Below are 17,360 nucleotides of genomic sequence, written 5' to 3' on the forward strand. Positions count from 1 at the left end.
ACCCTTTAAATAATAAAAAACCACTACTCAGCAGCAGTGGTTTTTTATTATTTGGTAGTCAATTCTTCTTATAAACCTTCTTCCAGCTTCAGCTTATTCACCAAAGGATTGGCATACATGGCTAAGAAATACTCTTTGGAAACAGGATCAGACGGATCAATACGCATTTCAAGTCTGCGGATGAATAACTGTTTTTCCTGTTCCGTATATTCGGAGGCGTAGGTATCGGTATTGTGAAGGAGATCGTAAGCGATATACTTAGTAGGCCAAAGCTTGTAGTTGCTGATGATTGAGCGGTCAATCACCTGTGCAATCGCCTGCAGCTGTTTATTTTTATTGTCAATAGTGGCTGCGATATCATCCAGTTCCGCATCAATAACGTCACCGGCATGCAGATGAATACGTTTCTTTTGTCCCAGTATTCCGCTGAGCATTGTGGTAAAATCTTCATTTTTTCCTTTAATATATTCCTCATCTCTATGCTGGGCAAGCAGTTGAGGCATTTTTAAAGAATCGGTAGGATCGTATTCGTATGATATAGAAATAGGAACAATCTTTAATGCTTTAAAATAATCGGTCAGAGACTGGTGGTCTCCGGCAGCCATAGCAAGCATTTTCAAAACACCCTGCTGGGTAGCATCATTTCCGTTTTTGGTACGGCCTTCACGCTGGGCAATCCAGACAGAACGGTTATCCTGAAGTAATTGTTCTTTGATGTATTCGGACATGCTCTGTGAACTGGTAAGCTGATCACGCAGAGACAAACCTCTTTGTACCAGAAAATTACGGTTTAGTTTAGCCAGAACATTTAGAAAGTTTTTGCGCACCAGATTATCACCAATGGCAGAAGCGGTCATGATAAGACCACTTTCCAGCAATACCAGATTAAGCAGGGAAGTATCTAAAACGATATCCCTGTGGTTCGATATGAAAAGGTAAGAGGTATTTTTATCCAATTTATCGAAGCCTGAAGTCGTTAATCCTTCAGAACTTTTTGCAAGAATCTGACGTACAGCATAAGCTACAAACTGATGCTGAAAATCACTGATGGAGTGAACATCTTTAAACTGTTCCAGCCATACCTGCTCATCAGTATCAGGAAAAGTAAAGCTCATCAGCGCTTTCATCATAGGATCGCGGGCAATGCTCTCTAATTTTTCATTCACTTCCTGATCATAGAAATACCGGATTTCATCAAACTTCGACATGCAATTATTTAAAATTAAAACTTTTTGCAAAAGAACGAAAATTTATCTGGGGAATGGGCATAATGGGTGTTAAAGTATTATGAAGGGCGTAGGAGTTCAGGCTTAATAGCTCTCTTTTATCTTAGCCAGTTGTAGGAATCTCTTATATTTTATTTAAACCCTTTTAATTGAAAATTCAGAATTTATACTAAATTGATCCCCATTATTGCACCGTAATAATTCTATAATCATAGTGAAACAAGTATCAATTTTATTGGCTCTATTTTTTTCTGTAGGAATGGCCAATGCACAACAAGCGGATGATCAGGGGAAAATAAGCGGAAGAATTGTAGATTCCAAAACAGGAAATACAATAGATCATGCCAGTATTGGCCTGCTGAATCAGGATAACAAAGAAGTGAACGGAGCTACCTCTAATGAAAAAGGAGAATTCTCCATAGATCATATTGCTTTGGGAACCTACAAAATAGCTGTTTTTTATGCGGGGTACAAAAACAAAACAACCTCTGATATTCAGATCGGTAACGGTAATATGACTGTTTCATTGGGTGATATTCAATTGATCAACGGGGAAACAGCACTGGAGGGAGTAACAATTGTGGGTAAAAAAGCAGTGATTGAAAATAAAGTTGATAAAATTGTATTTAATGCTGCCAATGATGTGACTTCTCAGAATGGAGCAGCCATTGATGTCTTGAGAAAAGTTCCCCAGGTAACCGTAGATGCGGATGGAAATGTGGAACTTCAGGGGAATTCAAATATCCGGTTTTTGATCAACGGGAAACCTTCAGGTATATTTGGAAACAGTCTGGCAGATGCCCTGGCATCTATTCCTGCGAGTCAGATTAAAAGTATTGAAGTGGTTTCCAGCCCGGGAGCAAAATATGATGCACAGGGTACGGGAGGAATTATTAATATTGTTTTAAAGGATAATAAAATAAAGGGAATTAATGGAATAGTGAACGCAACTGGCGGAACTTTATTCGAAACCGGATCATTGAATCTGAGTTATAAAAACAACAATTTCAGCATGAATGCCTTTTTCAGCGGAAATGCCCAATTGAAAGCAAAAACTCCATTTTCTCAGGACAGAACTTCCAAAGATGCAGCCTCCAATACAGGGACTCATCTATTACAGGATGGGTATACTGATTTTGAGAGACATGGATACAGAACTGGATTGGGATTTGACTGGTCGATGAGTACATCATCTGCTTTAAGTGGCTCTTTATCCTTTAACAGCTTTTCCAATAAAAGTACCGGGCTGATCGGCCAGCAGCAATATATAACGGATTATAACACTTCCAATGTACAATCCATCATAGGGTCCAGAACATCTGATAATCAGTCTTCTGTTAGTTCCATCGATGGAAGTCTGAGCTTCAGAAAAACCTTTAAAAAAGAAGGGCAGGAGCTTACAGCAGACTATGTGTTCAGTTATGGTTCTCCTACCACCAGCTATTTCCAGACACAGAGTTTGTCCGGAGCCGCTTCTCCTTATAATGGAATTTCAGGGAACAACCCCGGAACAGATAACAGTCATAACCTGTCAATTGACTATGTGCATCCTCTGAATGACAATGTTACCTTTGAAATGGGTGCTAAAACCGTGCAGCAGCATATTACCAATGCCACAGATGTACATGTTCTGAACGCTTTATCGGGTCAGTATGAAACAGATCCGCTGCAGTCTTACCATTTGAATTATGATATGGGAATCTATGCTGCTTACTTCTCTTCGAAGCTTAAATTATTAAACTGGCTGGATGTAAGAGCAGGGCTGAGATATGAATATACCTCTCTTAAAATAGATTTTCCCAATACCAATATCCCGTCATACGGTTTATTGGTTCCGTCATTCATTTTATCCCATAAATTTGATAGCGGAGAAACGCTGAAACTCTCCTATACAAGAAGGGTAGAGCGTCCTGAATATACAGAGCTTAATCCTTTCCTGAACTTTAATGATCCTCATAATATTACCACAGGAAATCCCGTATTGAAGCCGGAAATAGGAGATAATATGGAACTGGGCTACACAAAGAATTTTATGAATGGTGGGAATATTTCCCTATCATTGGTTGAGCGGATCAACAGTCAGGATTTAAAACAGATTACTACATTTTATCCCACATTCACAGCTAATGGAACAGAATACACCAATGTATCGGTTACTGCAAGGGATAATATCGGTAAGGAATACAATTCCGGAGGAATCATCTCTCTTTCTTTGCCGTTTTTTCATAATGCCATGAACCTGAGAAGTAATATCATGGTATTTCACCGGTATATTGTAAGCCATACGTATGTGGGTAATCTGGATATGGGAATGCGTTACCGTGCCAATCTGAATCTTAATTACCAGTTTCCAAAGAATTTTGTACTGGAAGTATTCGGAAATTACAACTCAGCGGCTAAAAATATACAGGGTAAAAATCCACAATCCATTACCTACACCTTAGCAGGCAGAAAAGAGTTCTGGAACAAAAAAGCAAGCATAGGCTTTACCATTACGAATCCGTTCAATAAGTATATCCGACAGGTTACTACCGTAGATACGGGAGATTATCAGTCCTATTCTGTAAGAGATCTGCCATACCGCTCTTTCGGAATCAGCTTTAGCTATAAATTCGGGAAGATGGATTTTAAAAAGGAGAAAGATATCAGCAATGAATATTTGAACGGGCCGGGCACTGGGAGTTAGATTAAAGCAATAATTGCCTGTTGGATTAGATATAAAAACACCTCTTTATAAAATGAAAGAGGTGTTTTTTATTTTGTTAGACAGGTAAAATATTAAACACCATCTAACTTTCCAATGACGTCTTTAGCCTCAATTGGATTTCCCAGACTGATTAAAGTTTAAATGATTGAAGAGGTTGAAATTCTATTTTTAGCTTTAAAATTCAGAAAACAACATGCCTGAAATATGACTGGGCTATTCTTCTTCATCCTGATGTATTTCAATATTTCCTTCTTTCATAATAAATCTATAGCCAAAAGGTATTGCTAAATATTTTAAAATATCAGGCCGAGCAAAGGCAACATGATAAAAATGTACCATTTTTAATGACTTAATATTGTCATCATAATCATCTGTGATAAGGTACCATCCGCTCTCATCATGAGGTGAGTCATATCTAATTCCTTCGATATCTTTTCCTTCGTAAACGCCATCTGAAATAACAACGGACTGATTGAAGTTTGGAAAAAGAGGAATAAGATTTTGTTGCCAACATATTTCACTTTGCTCTCTAACAACTGAAATTGCCGTATCACAACCTTTATTAAAGTCACTACCGTCAGAGTTTGCTTCATATACCTCATAGTAGTTCTCTTCATCCAATCTAAATTGTAAAAGCCATGAATAATAGCCAATATTTTGGTTTTCAGAAATAATTGGTTTACTATCTACAATATAATCTATAATATAATCTATAATGTACTTAATAACCTCTATATAATTTTCAGGTTGATTATTACCAATAATAACTCTAATTTCTTTAGATATATAAGAATTTAACCCTTTGGTTTCCACATAAATATTATCATTTACATTTACTTCAATTTCTTTATATAGTATCATATTTTTAGTTAATTATTTAGTCACTAAGCTCAGGAAAATGCCACACAAAAATATTCGTGTGGCAGCTGGGATTTTGCTATTAAAATAAAGTCCTTAAATAGCCGATTTTCTATTAAAATCAAAGATGTCAATATCTTTTTTTTGAAATATGTCTTCTAATGCTGATGTACCATTTTCCATTTTATATTCGAGTTCTTTATCAGAAATAGGAATGCATAAAAGCCAATGTACAGTTTTTGTTTCAAGTTTTAGTGGTTGTAATTTATCCTCCCACAAAAATGGTGATATAAACATAATATGTTTCATTTCAGAAGTTTCAAAGTACATTTCAACGATTCTCATAAATACTGAGCCTGGTTGACATTCCCACCCATTATTAGCAATATAAAACCCAGATGTGGAAAGAATATTAGCCAACATTCTGAATTCTCTGTAACCACCAATTAAAAGTTCTATTGGAATGTTTTTAAAGCTATTATCATTCATTTCAATTTTATTGGGGTGATCAGACACTCCTATCGTACCACAAATTTTTATTCTAGGATAGAGAGGGTCATCACAGGTGAAAATATCGAAAAAAATCTTTTCGTCTTTGTCATAATGACGATCAATCATTTTATTAATACCAACAATATTTGTTATATAGTTAGAAAGTTTTTTATTTTCTTCAGAAGCTTGTTGAGACATGTTTTTTTAAAAAATATTCTTATATTTTGTATTAATCCACGCTGAAAATCATTAGAATTGAAAAGAAACCAATCATATTAACATTTTTTTCATATCCTTTGGTAATTCTATTTTGTGATTTATTTAAAACAGAGCATTAAATTTAATGCTCTGTTTCATTGTTACCTTAACCTTTTTATATAAAACTTCATATATTTTTTATAAAGAAAGTTTTTGTTGAGTCGATTATAAAAAGTATTTATTATAAATCGTCAACATCAGCTTGGCTTATATTATAATTCTTCAATAACGAGTAAGCTCTTTCAGATATTGCCAAACCATTCTTTTCAGTAATAAAAAAGTCATCTCTATTTGATTCTCCATTTATTTTAGCCCAAAAGAAGTTTGGAAGTTCTCTATCAGGATAAAGTTCTAAAAAAGTTTCAGATTTAGAAACTAAAACCTGATCAAAACTAATACCTGAAAGCTGTTCAGATTCTATACCTTTTCTCAATCTCTCTGTTACTATATAACATGGAAAAGATTCTAAAATATCATCTCCTAACCAACCCTCAAATTCATAATGAAGATTTTTAATAAGGGGAGGGAAAAAAGAATTATCTAACTGTGTTTGATCTCCTAAGCTGCCTGCCACTTCTGGTTCTATAAGTTTATACATAAATTAATATATTTCTAATTCGTCATTTTCAAACAGATATAGAAATTCTGAAAATGAATTAGCTAATAAAACAGCATCTTTTTCCTCCATTCCTACAAATGGAATTGAATATATACTATTATTATTTTTATTAATGAATATACCAACTCCTCCTCCATTAGTTCCAATAGCTATAAAATTTGGAACTAATTCATTTGTTTCATATTCATTATTGATTATTTCTAATTCATCAATTGGAAACAATTCAATATATCCATTTTCAGAGTTAATTTCATTGTCATTTAAATTACTCATAAAAGAAATATAGTCTTCTGGAAATTCAAATTTACTATTCATAATTAAGGTATTTTTTTAATTGATCTCATATTATCATTCCACCAAGGTGTAACTATTTTTCTATGATAATCCCTTGGTATAGCTATTTTATTCATTGGATCTGTAGCACTTCCTCCATATTTAACAGGATGAATCTCATGAATCTCCAATCCTTTATATGCCTCAGGATCTGCTTTTCTCATTGCCTGGTTAGCTTTATTTGCTGCTTTTCTAGCAGCTTCATACTCGGCTCCCTCAAGTATTCTAAAAGGACCTGTAGGTTTCGGTATGGCAGATGGATAATTTGTCCAGTCAGCAACTGAGAACGCTCCTTTTTCCGTAGCCAATTCTGCTTGTATAAGCCCTTTCATTCCTGGCCCCCCTATGGGAAGATCACCCATCAATGGCGCAACATTGGTTGCTATTCCGTCGGCATTTACCTGATATGAGAGTCCATTACCTCCTTTCCATATACGAGGATTTATAAAAGACCATATTTTCCCTAAAATAGATTCTTTGGCATCCAATACCTTATTACCAATTCTACTACCGTAAAAGTTATTTTGCTCATTCCATTGCTCCATGTATGTATTTACATGATTGTGGAGCTGTAATGCCCAAACTACTCCCAATTTTCCAGTAAGCGCTACTGGTGGTAATGCTATACTTAAACCCTCAAATTTGGCCCAAAAATTATCATTATTGCTACCAAAAGTTCCTCCTCCTGTATGCCATGAATCTAGAGCATTGTCCAATCCTTTTACACTGCCTCCATTCTGGAAATAGCTCATTGCCCATCCAATATCATCTCCCGAAAAAGACCATCCGTCTGTAGTTCTTTCTATTTCTCGGCCGTCAGGATCTGTGAAAGATACAGGATTATTTATTACATATGCATATGGATTAGTGGAGTGATAAGTTTCTGCCAGCTGATCTATACCATTCCATCTTCCCAGATCTGGCATGTACTGTCTCCAACCATAATCCAGATTTCCGGTACCCTGCAACTCTTTACCATTGTAAAGATATTTAAATTTATTATTATTTGTATCTCCTGTATTGTAACCAGCATGTTTTAATCCAAATGGATAATAATTATTTTCCTCCAGAATTACAGGCTGTCCAATGTTTCCTTTTGTATAAGATAATCTTATATTTCCAAGATGATCTTTATATTGGTATACATACCTGCTGTTCACAAAGTCATAGTATCCTTCCTCATTAGCCAGCACAAAGGAAGTCTGTGCTCCTGTAGAGATGTTGGCAGTGTACTGAAAAGCTCCAAGATAATCTGTAACCTCCACATTCCTTGTCATCTGTACTTTGGTACCATCAGAAGAATAAACATATTTCAGCGTTTCTGTCTGAGATGTAGAAGGAATTATGGAAGGAAGATTCAGAAAATTATAAGAAATTTTTTCCAGTTTCTTATCCAGATGCTGTGTGAGATTTCCATTGGCATCATATTTCATTAAAGCTCCTTTTCCACGGGCAAGTGGATACCCACTCAAAGCATTTCCTTTTCCTGACTCTGACACATATTCCAGTTGGTTTCCGCCACTAAGATAATTATAGGTAAGGTCATCCATCACTTCCGCTGTTCCATTGACAGCACTTCCCGTTCTATTCAGTGAAATGATATTTCCCCCAGTATCATAACCTATCACCTCACTATATTCTTTAGAATAAGGACTGGTTGCAGCTTGGAAGAATCCCGCCAATAATCTTGATGCCCCATCATATACATAACCATATCTTCTTAATGGCTCATTAGCACCGGAAGCTGTTTTCCAGTCTGTTTCTGAAATACTTCCATTGTATTTCTGTTTCACTTTGTGGCGGTCAAAAGAGTTGTTTGGTACTTCTGCTCCCTCTACAGTATTATATTTTACCCTGTAGGCAAATAACTTAGTTCCCATGCTGTTTATATCGGAACCATTAATCCCGGTAAGCCATCCATGGATGTTATAAGAATAATCGATGCTCTGAAGTGTACTTCCTGTTTTCTTGTTGGTGATCTGTCCCAAATCATTATAAGTATAGTCAGAAAGAAGTTCTTCTGGATTGGATCCAATCTGCTGGTAATGTTTCAGCAGGAAATTTTGAGAATTATATACAAACCTGTCTTTTACTGTAATTTCAGTATTTGATGTGTTTTTTGAATGGAAAGTATAGGATTCTTTTGTTTTCCCTGAAAAATCCAGTAAAGCTTCTGTACGGGTAAAACCACCTAGATGATTACCTTCATAGGTCCCGATTACCCTTCCCAAAGTATCATACCACAATACCGATGAAGTCCATTTTTCATTTTCGATATTTCTTGTAATGGATGCCGTAGGAAGCATTTTAGTACTTCTTACAGATGATAAACCATTGACGGTAATAGAGGATGGGGTAGGAGCAAGGGTACTGTTCCCTTGTATTTGTTGAGGTCTATCTGGTACCCCTACAGGATATTCATCATAATAGTTGACTCCTAAAACAGTCACACTTCCAACAGGAAAGGCTTCCTGAGTGTAGTATATGTTAAGATTATTTTGGGTAAATGATGAACTGCTGGGCTTTTCATTGTTAAGTACATTAACTGAAGTATTATTCAATGTCGTCTGAATATCCGCTCTTGAAGCAGTGGAGGGAAAGAAACCATAGTATAAAGACCTTCCAAATGCATCATACTTTGTAAACATCCATCCCTTTTGTCCGAAATTGTTCGTAGTGGTTCTTAAATTTCCATCCTGTCCCAGTACCTGCCTATTCTGTTTATCAAATACAAAATATTCCCAGTCCTTCCCTGGAACTTTTTTCTCAGCAAGCCTATTGTATTGATCGTATTTGTATTGGTAACATAATATATTCAACACTGCCTGAACTTGAGTTATAGTACTGGATACGGCTGCCTTGGGTGGAATTATAAATGCTATATTTCCAGTGTCATTATATACATAGTAGGTATCAAGATTCTCAGAAGAACCATCTATTTTAGTATTAATCTGGCGGAGCAATATTTTCGCTCCTCGTGAATTGGTAAATATTTGGCTTTCATTTCCATCCTCATCTTTTGAAACGGTTTTAAACAATGTACCTGCCTTATAATAGGCTCCGGAAGTATAAGCATCATCTGTTCCCGATAGTAGAGAAACATCATAGATACCTGTTGTCGGATTCCACACTGTTACAGCCCGAAATCTTTTTACCTGCCCATCTGTATTAAGGGCATATTCCATTTTTTGAACGTGTGTTCCGTTTATCTGCCATTCTGTTCCAGGCATTGCCTGTTTCTCCAGTCTTCCCAATGGAGATTTTTCATAAGCTGCTTCCGAATAGGCATTGGGAACACCATAATAGGTGTTTACTGTATTTCCATTCGTTGCTGGTAAATAAGCTCCATTTTGTGAATCTGCGGGTAGTGGGAGATAAGTTTTAGTCTGTCTTCCTGAAGAATCATAAGTAATAGGAACTACAATGTCTTTTGATGATGGGGATCCTTTTATTGCAATATTCTGAATGGGTCTTCCCAATCCGTCCATATACTGTACAGTCTGGATCTGGGCAGCACCAGCCTGTTCTGTGGTAACAGCTTCCATATAGTTTCTGCTGTAGACGTAGTTCTCACTCTGCGTTAAACTCTGTGCTTTTCCCAGAACAGAAAGAAACAGAGAGAGAAACAATATAATATTTTTCATACTATTAGATTTAAAGTGTTAAGGTTGTGGCTTGTTATTGTATTTATATTCCTTTAGAATATTTCCATTTACATCGGCCACTGTTTTCAATCTTCCGCTTCTGTCATATTGATAGATCTCACGAATACCATTAGGAGGAGTGGTAGTGGTAACACCTACTAAAGGATCATAGGTATAGGTTGTAATCTGAAAATTTTTCAAAACAGCATTACTCCTAAACAGGTCTAATGCTTTAACAAGTTCTGTTTCAGATGGGGCATCTTTGTCAGCATTGGATTTTAAAACAATATCATCTGCTAAGGTTCCTATATCTGTGAGTCTGGCACCTTCTATTTTTGCAATAGGCATGGTTTGGTTATATCCCCAGATTAAGACAATAGGAAATCCATTTCCTGAATTCTCCTCAACATTTACCATGTATTGACGTAAATTCCCATAGGTATCATATACCTCATATTTTATAGCTGTTTTACTACTTCCGTTATCTGTAGTGCTGACCTTTAATGATATTGGATCAAATCTTCCCGAGTCAGTATAGAAATTTTCTGTTTTAGCTGAAATTTTTCCATCTATCTTGGTCTCTGTTTCCAGTGGTACAGAAAAAATATTTGCATCCATCATCTGTGTTTTGTTTTTATCTGCTGCATACCTGATCCAGCTTTCTGTTGTGATGCCGTCAGAAGATATTCCTTTCATAAATCCTGCTTTAAAGTTGTCAGGATTAAAACTTGTTTCACTTGTAGTCTTTGCAAAGACATTCCCTGAAAAATTTTTTGTAATAATTTTTGTATTCTTGATGTAAGCAGGCTTAGTATAGATTTCTGCATTCCCATCATATGCATTTATTTTCAGATCAGGAAGATTTTGAAGGGTCTCATATTCTGTCTCATATTCTAAAGAGGATAATAAAAGGTTTTGGGCATTGTATATCTCCTTCTTTTCTAATACACCGGATTTTGTAATAGGATAGTATTGCCAAAAGCTGGTAGGGTTTCCCTCCACTGTATATGAAGTCTTTGAATAATCATCAGGATTTTTGAAATAATAACGTATAAAACCATTCTCTCCATCACTTACCGATACATTTTTATACAATACATAGCCAGGGAAAAAATTATTAGTGCTTTCGGCTTCATTTCTGAAAATATAACCGCTAGAGCTAATAGGGTCACTGAATGAGGCGTAATTATACTGCTCTATTTTCGATGGAACAGTTTCGGTACTGCTGCTGTAATATTTGATATTTTTGAGTCTCGGACCATACTTATAAGTACTGATCTTATTAGGATAAGGACCGTTTTTCAGTTTTATCTGAGACATTAGAAGCTGCGCTTTACCTCCTGTTCCGGAAACACTTATCGTATAAGTACCTGGTAATAATTGATAAATAGACGCTTGATTGGAAATACAAAATGTACTCATCACTTCATTATTTTTTTTCAGTGTATAGGTCAAGTCAAAATGATAATGTCCTCCGGGTTGAGGATCACCTCCCGGGTCAGGCTGATCATTAGGATCAGGGGTGTCTGGAACCCAGATTCCCGGCGGATAATATTCACTGACAAGAAATTGTAATGCTACTGATTTTGTTACTCCTGGAGTTCCTGTCACTGTTAAAGTATATGTTAAGCTTTGATTAGTATCTACATTGAGTACAGGAACTACCGGCTCCCAATCCTGGACATATGGATCACCTATTATTCCTGAACCCAATACATTTTCCAGATATTGTGGCGTATTTCTATTGAAAAAGTAATCATGAGCTTCATAAGCATATTCCACGACTCCACCCATAGGATAAACAATTTTTTTTAATAGTCCAGGCATCTGGTAATATTCGAAATTACCCGGTGTGGAAACAGGCTCAGGATAACAAGGATAAATAAACTTCTCATTAAGAGCATCCTGATAAGGGTTGTATACAAAACTTGTTTTTTCAGACTCTATTTGGTCTTTGTCAATCTTTATCAGTTTTGTAAGCAGTCTTTTTCCTTTCTCCTCGGTATTATCTGAAGGAGTAGATGGATAAAGCTGAGTCCAGCTGTAAACGAATTTATATCCAGAAATCAAGCTTCCCCAGACATCTTTCAAAAGAATTTGTGAAATACTGTAGGGATCATTCATTGTCTTTTCCTTCGTTGTATCATACTGATAATCTATACTCACCGAGCCTAAGCCATCAGTATTTATCTTTGAAAGTTTACAACTCCGATATGCAATGGGAGAAGTCCACTCCTCGGTAGCATGCTTGCTGTCCTTTCTATACTCAAAACTTGCAATAATTGTATTATCCGGCAATTTGATCTGGCTTAAAAAGAAGGCTGATCTGTAAGTTGTAATAGCATCAGAATTACTACTCTCACTATAATCTTTAAAAATATACTGATACCCGCTTTCATTTGTAATGGTAAAACTTGATACTGTAAAATAAAGCGTTTCTACAGTATCCTTGATATATGTTATTTTTACTTTATTTGGCGAAAGGCTTTGAATATCAATGTTACCAGTCGTTGCATTTTTGTTAAATTTGAATTTTCCTGAAACTCCCGGTAAATTATAATAATAAATATCATTAAAAATTTCCGGGGAATTACTCGAAGGATTATTACTGTATTGGACTTCATTTAATGAGCCTATAATTTCTCTCGAAATAACTCCTCCTGCTAAGAGAGACCATCCTGTACCAACTTCTCCGGCAGGTTCCAGCGGTTTTACATTCTTAGAATTATAAGCCAGTGCCAGTGGCAATGAAATATTCTTGGAACGGCTAGGAATCTCAAGCAAAGGAATAGATATATTTGATGTACCACTGGCTATTGAAGCTGGGGTATTATTATAAGCTGCCAAGTTGGATACAGATGCCACAGGATGGGCAAAGTCCCCAAAATTAATTTCTGGGGTTTGAGCTCTTACCATATTGGAGATTATAATTCCGATCAATATTCCTGTAAAGTGTAACAGCTTGTATTTTATATTTTTTTTCATGACATTATTTTTTGATAAGCTTAGCATTTGCTGTTATATTAGTATCAGTTTTTATCGCCACCAGATAAGCTCCTTGCACTAAAGCCTGAGTATTAATTTTTGTGACTTTGTTTTTGGTTTTCAGATTCTGAAGCTGTCTTCCGCTCATATCATACAAAACAATATCTGCCTCTTTGAAGTCGTTGAATCCTATTTCTACGTAGGCATGATCAGAAACAGGGTTGGGGTAGATTTTGATGTCATATTTTTCAATTAACTGATCAACTTGCTTGTCACCCAGTTTCACAATCTTCCAGTTTTCTTTTCCTAATTCCGTAGCACTGGTTCCGGCTAGTACAATTGAACCATCTCTGTTCAGTTTCAAATCTGAAAGTCTTTCTTCTTTTTGTCTGGATTCTCCCTTGATATATTTTCTCCAGGATTCATTCCCTTGCTGGTCAGTGTAAAGCAGCCAAAACGTTTCATCATCCTGTTCTATTCTTCCCTCAGCTTGTGTATAACCACCTAGTAGAATTCCTTTTGTAGATTTGTCATCTGCTGAATGAAGAATATTCATACCCATAAGTACATCACGATTCCCAAAATTGTAGGACTTCTGCCATTGCTCTTCCCCTCTTTCATTTAAAGAAATCAGCCAAAGATCTGTTCCTTCTTCAATGCCTACTGTTTTATTTCCTGATCTTTCTGATCTGGATTCTCCTCCGATGATGAATCCGTTTGAAGTCAAAGCCAGGGTTCTGATATGATCATCTGCTTTTCCTCCAAAGTTCTTTTCCCATTCCACTTTGTTTTCCTTGGAAAGCTTTACTACCCAAAAATCACCTTCTCCATAATTTTCTGTATTCTTTGTACCTCCTGCAATTGCTTCGGGAATATGCTCCAAGTAGTGCACCTCCATCACGGGTTGGAATCATCTTTTCCACCTCATCCAAACCTTTTCCACCTAAAATCAATTGCGACGATTCTTTTCCGTCTTTATCTAATTTGGTAATGAAGATATCTTTTGAGCCGTGACCTTTTGCAGCATTTTGTACATTACCTGAAACAAAGAACCCAAAATCTGTTGTTTGAATCACGGCTCTTGCTTCTTCATCTGAAGAACTTCCCAACGTTTTTTGCCATAATTCATCCCCAAATTCATTGATACGGATTAACCAAATGTCTGAGCCGCCATTAGAATTATCCCTTTTATCCAGACCTTTTCCTGAATAAGAGGTTCCAGCTAACAAAAATCCACCATCCTGTGTGGTAACTGTTGCAGATAAATAATCATGATTTTGCCCCGAGAAATATTTTTCCCAGACTTCTTCTCCCTGCTGATTGAGTTTTACAAGGTGAAAATCATAACCATTGTTTTGTTTTTGGCCTGCTAATCCTGAGCCTGTCGAAGGGTCGCTCTGAATTGAGCTTCCCGTGATCAGATACTGCTGATCTATTGTAGTGGTAACCTGGCTTAAAAAATCCTGAGTAGAGGATTTGATGTCTTTTTGCCATATTACATCCGTTTCCTGAGCAGATAAACTCAAGATTGTGCATAAAGTAAATGCACAGAAATAATTTTTCTTCATAGGCTTGTGTTGTTGACGTGTAAAAATATTATTAATATGGGAAATATATACTCCGTAAAAACCCCATATTTCAACTATGATTTTTATGATATATTATTTTATCTCAATAGAATATCCTTTTTCATATGTTTTGTTTTTATATTAAATTATCTTAATCTATCATATTGCAAAACTATCTCAGAACAGCGACAGAACATGTCACATTATAATCAAAAGGTATTTTATTTTTTTGAGGCATGTAAAATTTATCACATGCATAGAGACATAAAGAAACTCCGTAAAATACAACACAAAGCTTCCAAAATTGAGCTATATATAAAACCTGGGATATGATAAATCCACAATTTTGTACAATTACTCTAAACATGTATAAAAGTGGTAGTCAGTATTTCTTAAGTATCAACAGCCGGATAGATAAGCCCCTGAAACAGGTTATCAATATATCAAAAACCGGTCTTGAAATAACTGCAACAAGTTGGTTAAGTGTCGGTAGGTATTTCAGAATAAGCCGGAGGCATTTCACTTAATACCTACAGGCAGTTTTTAAATAATAATACCCCCTTAGGGAAGGGGGTATTGATACTTATGGAAATAGGTGTTTGAACTTTATAACCACCTGTTGATACTTGTGTAACCAATTGTTGTTAGTTCTTTACATCATCAGGGGGAGTTATCGGAGGGGTAGAAGGGGCTGTAGTTACGAAAAACTGTTTCAGATCTTCATAAATAACATTCGTTCCCGGAACATTTTCTCCTGAAAGGAATTTCATGTTTCTATAGAAGGTGATGGCGTTGTGATAGTTATCGTGATCCAGTAAAACTTTAGTATCAGACAGCTGTTCTGTTAATGAGCCCATGATTTGCAGGCGCTGTTCTACCTGTTCTCTTCCCAGATAATCCTTATCGAATTCTACCTTATCTAAAAAGTTTGGAACATACTGGGGATATTGCTCCATGTAGATTTTAGCTTTGTTGACGAAGAGTTTGTTCTGTTCTGCAATACTTCCGTATTGTTGTCTTTCTTCCGGAGTAAGGTTGATGGTTTTTCCTGATAACACTGTTTCAATAGTTTGCAATGCCTGATCCAGTTGAGTAAGTTCTTCAGCAGTAAAGCTGATACTGATTAAATTGTCTAGTGCCATAATATTGTGCTTTTTGGGTTTGTATGATCAAATATAAGGAGTGTAAATCATAGAAAAATAGGGTGTTATAAGATTTTTAAGGCGTGTTCATCAGAAAATGAAAACGGCATAATGGGGTTTATTTTTTCTTGGTTTTTGAAGAAAAAAAGAGGGTGAAAAAAAGAAAATTGTGAAAGAGAGTAGATTCTCTGTTTCTAAAGAAAAACAGAATGAATATACATTGTAATTATACTGTTTCTAAAGGACAGTTTTTATAAATATTTTTCTATATTTAAAACTTCATAAATGTTGATTTATCATGGAACATACAATACATCAGGGACGCAATGTAAAACGATTCAGAGAAATGCTGGGCATCAAGCAGGAGGCATTAGCTCTTGACCTTGGAGAAGACTGGAACCAGAAGAAAGTTTCTCTGCTGGAACAGAAAGAAATTATTGAAGACCCTCTACTGAAAAGAATTTCTGAAGTATTGAAAATCCCGGTGGAAGCGTTTCAGAATTTTGATGAGGAGCAGGCGGTGAATATTATTTCTAATACGTTTGGTGATAATGCTTGTGTTGGAAATCCAAATTCAACTTTCAATTTTAGTCCAATTGATGAAATAAAGAAGTTACATGAAGAAAAAATGGAACTTTATGAGAGAATGCTGAAGGAGAAGGATGAGATGATGGGAAGGCTGGAGAGGTTGATTGAGAAGAGATAATTTAAGATAAAAAAAGGTTCAGCACACGCTGAACCTTTTCATTTTTAATTTAAATGGAGACTTTCTTGTCTGCTTACAAAGCTGCTTACAGTCAATCTGTGTACCCCTAGGATTCTTCCAATTGCAGAATAGGATACTTTTTTATCAAGTAACTCCTGAATTTTCTTTTCATGACCTGTAAGTTTAGTTTTTGAAGATTTACTTCCTTTAGGCCTTCCTAAAATAACTCCTTCCGCCCGTTTTCTTGCTAAAGCTTCTTTAGTTCGTTGGGAAATTAAATTTCTTTCGATCTCAGCAGAAAGTCCGAAAGCAAAGGCTAGCACCTTAGAGCTGATATCACTTCCTAACCGGTAATTATCTTTGATCGTCCAAACTTGGATATCCCGATTCATGCATTCATTAAGGATTCCCATAATCATTAATAAATTCCTTCCTAATCTTGAAAGCTCAGAGCAGATAAGGATATCTCCTTTTTTCATCTTTTTTAAGAGCTTACCAAGTTTTCTGTCATCCACATTCTTTGCACCAGAGATAGTTTCTTCAATCCATTTGTCTACTATCGTTTCTTGATGTTGGCAAAATTGATTGATTTCAAAACGTTGGTTCTCTACTGTTTGTTTGTCTGTACTTACTCTGATGTATCCGTAAATCATTGTATTTGTTGTTAAAAATTATTATGCTATTTTGATTTAATTTATACCTATACTGTCTAAAATAATTCTATGCAATAATAATAACAAGGAAATGAGCGATTATTTTAGACAATTTGTTGTTCTTACAGATTTCAGTTCCTCAGAAAGCTGGGTGGTTTTATCCTCTATT

13 protein-coding genes are annotated in these 17,360 nt (G+C 35.8%); 2 read left to right on the plus strand and 11 right to left on the minus strand.

Translation table 11 applies throughout. The annotated features are described in order from the left end of the window. Positions 1-68 precede the first annotated feature (68 nt). Positions 69-1,208: a 1-acyl-sn-glycerol-3-phosphate acyltransferase gene (locus tag LKL37_RS22340; RefSeq protein WP_431612374.1), complete on the minus strand. Its 1,140-nt coding sequence runs from the start codon at positions 1,206-1,208 to the stop codon at positions 69-71. A gap of 232 nt (positions 1,209-1,440) precedes the next feature. Between LKL37_RS22340 and LKL37_RS22345 the strand changes: the two genes are divergently transcribed. Beyond that, positions 1,441-3,912: a TonB-dependent receptor domain-containing protein gene (locus tag LKL37_RS22345; RefSeq protein ID WP_431612373.1), complete on the plus strand. Its 2,472-nt coding sequence runs from the start codon at positions 1,441-1,443 to the stop codon at positions 3,910-3,912. Between the two features lie 234 nt (positions 3,913-4,146). On the opposite strand, the gene LKL37_RS22350 is transcribed toward LKL37_RS22345, so the two are convergent. The 9 genes from LKL37_RS22350 to LKL37_RS22390 form a co-directional block, all read right to left on the minus strand. Further along, positions 4,147-4,794: an immunity protein Imm33 domain-containing protein gene (locus LKL37_RS22350; protein ID WP_431612372.1), complete on the minus strand. Its 648-nt coding sequence runs from the start codon at positions 4,792-4,794 to the stop codon at positions 4,147-4,149. A gap of 93 nt (positions 4,795-4,887) precedes the next feature. Then, on the minus strand, positions 4,888-5,481 hold the full coding sequence (locus LKL37_RS22355) for a suppressor of fused domain protein (RefSeq protein WP_431612371.1): 594 nt from the start codon (positions 5,479-5,481) through the stop codon (positions 4,888-4,890). Between the two features lie 241 nt (positions 5,482-5,722). Next, positions 5,723-6,139: a hypothetical protein gene (locus tag LKL37_RS22360; protein WP_431612370.1), complete on the minus strand. Its 417-nt coding sequence runs from the start codon at positions 6,137-6,139 to the stop codon at positions 5,723-5,725. Between the two features lie 3 nt (positions 6,140-6,142). Further along, positions 6,143-6,475: an SMI1/KNR4 family protein gene (locus LKL37_RS22365; RefSeq protein ID WP_431612369.1), complete on the minus strand. Its 333-nt coding sequence runs from the start codon at positions 6,473-6,475 to the stop codon at positions 6,143-6,145. 2 nt (positions 6,476-6,477) lie between these two features. Then, on the minus strand, positions 6,478-10,137 hold the full coding sequence (locus tag LKL37_RS22370; protein WP_431612368.1) for a DUF6443 domain-containing protein: 3,660 nt from the start codon (positions 10,135-10,137) through the stop codon (positions 6,478-6,480). A gap of 18 nt (positions 10,138-10,155) precedes the next feature. Further along, positions 10,156-13,122, minus strand: coding sequence for a hypothetical protein (locus tag LKL37_RS22375; protein WP_431612367.1), 2,967 nt, complete (start codon positions 13,120-13,122; stop codon positions 10,156-10,158). A 4-nt stretch (positions 13,123-13,126) separates the two neighbouring features. Beyond that, the gene (locus LKL37_RS22380) at positions 13,127-14,020 is read right to left on the minus strand and encodes a T9SS type A sorting domain-containing protein (RefSeq protein ID WP_431612366.1); all 894 of its coding nucleotides are present in this window, start codon (positions 14,018-14,020) and stop codon (positions 13,127-13,129) included. Continuing rightward, the gene (locus tag LKL37_RS22385) at positions 13,941-14,690 is read right to left on the minus strand and encodes a hypothetical protein (RefSeq protein WP_431612365.1); all 750 of its coding nucleotides are present in this window, start codon (positions 14,688-14,690) and stop codon (positions 13,941-13,943) included. Before LKL37_RS22385 ends, LKL37_RS22380 begins: the two co-directional genes overlap by 80 nt. 644 nt (positions 14,691-15,334) lie before the next feature. Continuing rightward, a complete protein-coding gene (locus LKL37_RS22390; protein ID WP_431612364.1) occupies positions 15,335-15,832 on the minus strand; it encodes a hypothetical protein in 498 nt (165 codons plus the stop codon). A 298-nt stretch (positions 15,833-16,130) separates the two neighbouring features. On the opposite strand from LKL37_RS22390, the gene LKL37_RS22395 reads away from it, so the two are divergent. Further along, on the plus strand, positions 16,131-16,538 hold the full coding sequence (locus LKL37_RS22395) for a helix-turn-helix domain-containing protein (RefSeq protein WP_431612363.1): 408 nt from the start codon (positions 16,131-16,133) through the stop codon (positions 16,536-16,538). A gap of 44 nt (positions 16,539-16,582) precedes the next feature. Here LKL37_RS22395 and LKL37_RS22400 read toward each other — a convergent pair whose 3' ends face one another. Next, a complete protein-coding gene (locus LKL37_RS22400; protein ID WP_098971484.1) occupies positions 16,583-17,191 on the minus strand; it encodes a master DNA invertase Mpi family serine-type recombinase in 609 nt (202 codons plus the stop codon). Positions 17,192-17,360 lie beyond the last annotated feature (169 nt).

This window comes from Chryseobacterium sp. 'Rf worker isolate 10' (genome assembly GCF_050753305.1).
Classification (GTDB): domain Bacteria; phylum Bacteroidota; class Bacteroidia; order Flavobacteriales; family Weeksellaceae; genus Chryseobacterium.

Coding starts and splice junctions, on each gene's coding strand:
- LKL37_RS22340 (WP_431612374.1), bottom strand. CDS start 1,208: ATGTCGAAGTTTGATGAAATCCGGTATTTCTATGATCAGGAAGTGAAT.
- LKL37_RS22350 (WP_431612372.1), bottom strand. CDS start 4,794: ATGATACTATATAAAGAAATTGAAGTAAATGTAAATGATAATATTTAT.
- LKL37_RS22355 (WP_431612371.1), bottom strand. CDS start 5,481: ATGTCTCAACAAGCTTCTGAAGAAAATAAAAAACTTTCTAACTATATA.
- LKL37_RS22360 (WP_431612370.1), bottom strand. CDS start 6,139: ATGTATAAACTTATAGAACCAGAAGTGGCAGGCAGCTTAGGAGATCAA.
- LKL37_RS22365 (WP_431612369.1), bottom strand. CDS start 6,475: ATGAATAGTAAATTTGAATTTCCAGAAGACTATATTTCTTTTATGAGT.
- LKL37_RS22370 (WP_431612368.1), bottom strand. CDS start 10,137: ATGAAAAATATTATATTGTTTCTCTCTCTGTTTCTTTCTGTTCTGGGA.
- LKL37_RS22375 (WP_431612367.1), bottom strand. CDS start 13,122: ATGAAAAAAAATATAAAATACAAGCTGTTACACTTTACAGGAATATTG.
- LKL37_RS22380 (WP_431612366.1), bottom strand. CDS start 14,020: ATGGAGGTGCACTACTTGGAGCATATTCCCGAAGCAATTGCAGGAGGT.
- LKL37_RS22385 (WP_431612365.1), bottom strand. CDS start 14,690: ATGAAGAAAAATTATTTCTGTGCATTTACTTTATGCACAATCTTGAGT.
- LKL37_RS22390 (WP_431612364.1), bottom strand. CDS start 15,832: ATGGCACTAGACAATTTAATCAGTATCAGCTTTACTGCTGAAGAACTT.
- LKL37_RS22395 (WP_431612363.1), top strand. CDS start 16,131: ATGGAACATACAATACATCAGGGACGCAATGTAAAACGATTCAGAGAA.
- LKL37_RS22400 (WP_098971484.1), bottom strand. CDS start 17,191: ATGATTTACGGATACATCAGAGTAAGTACAGACAAACAAACAGTAGAG.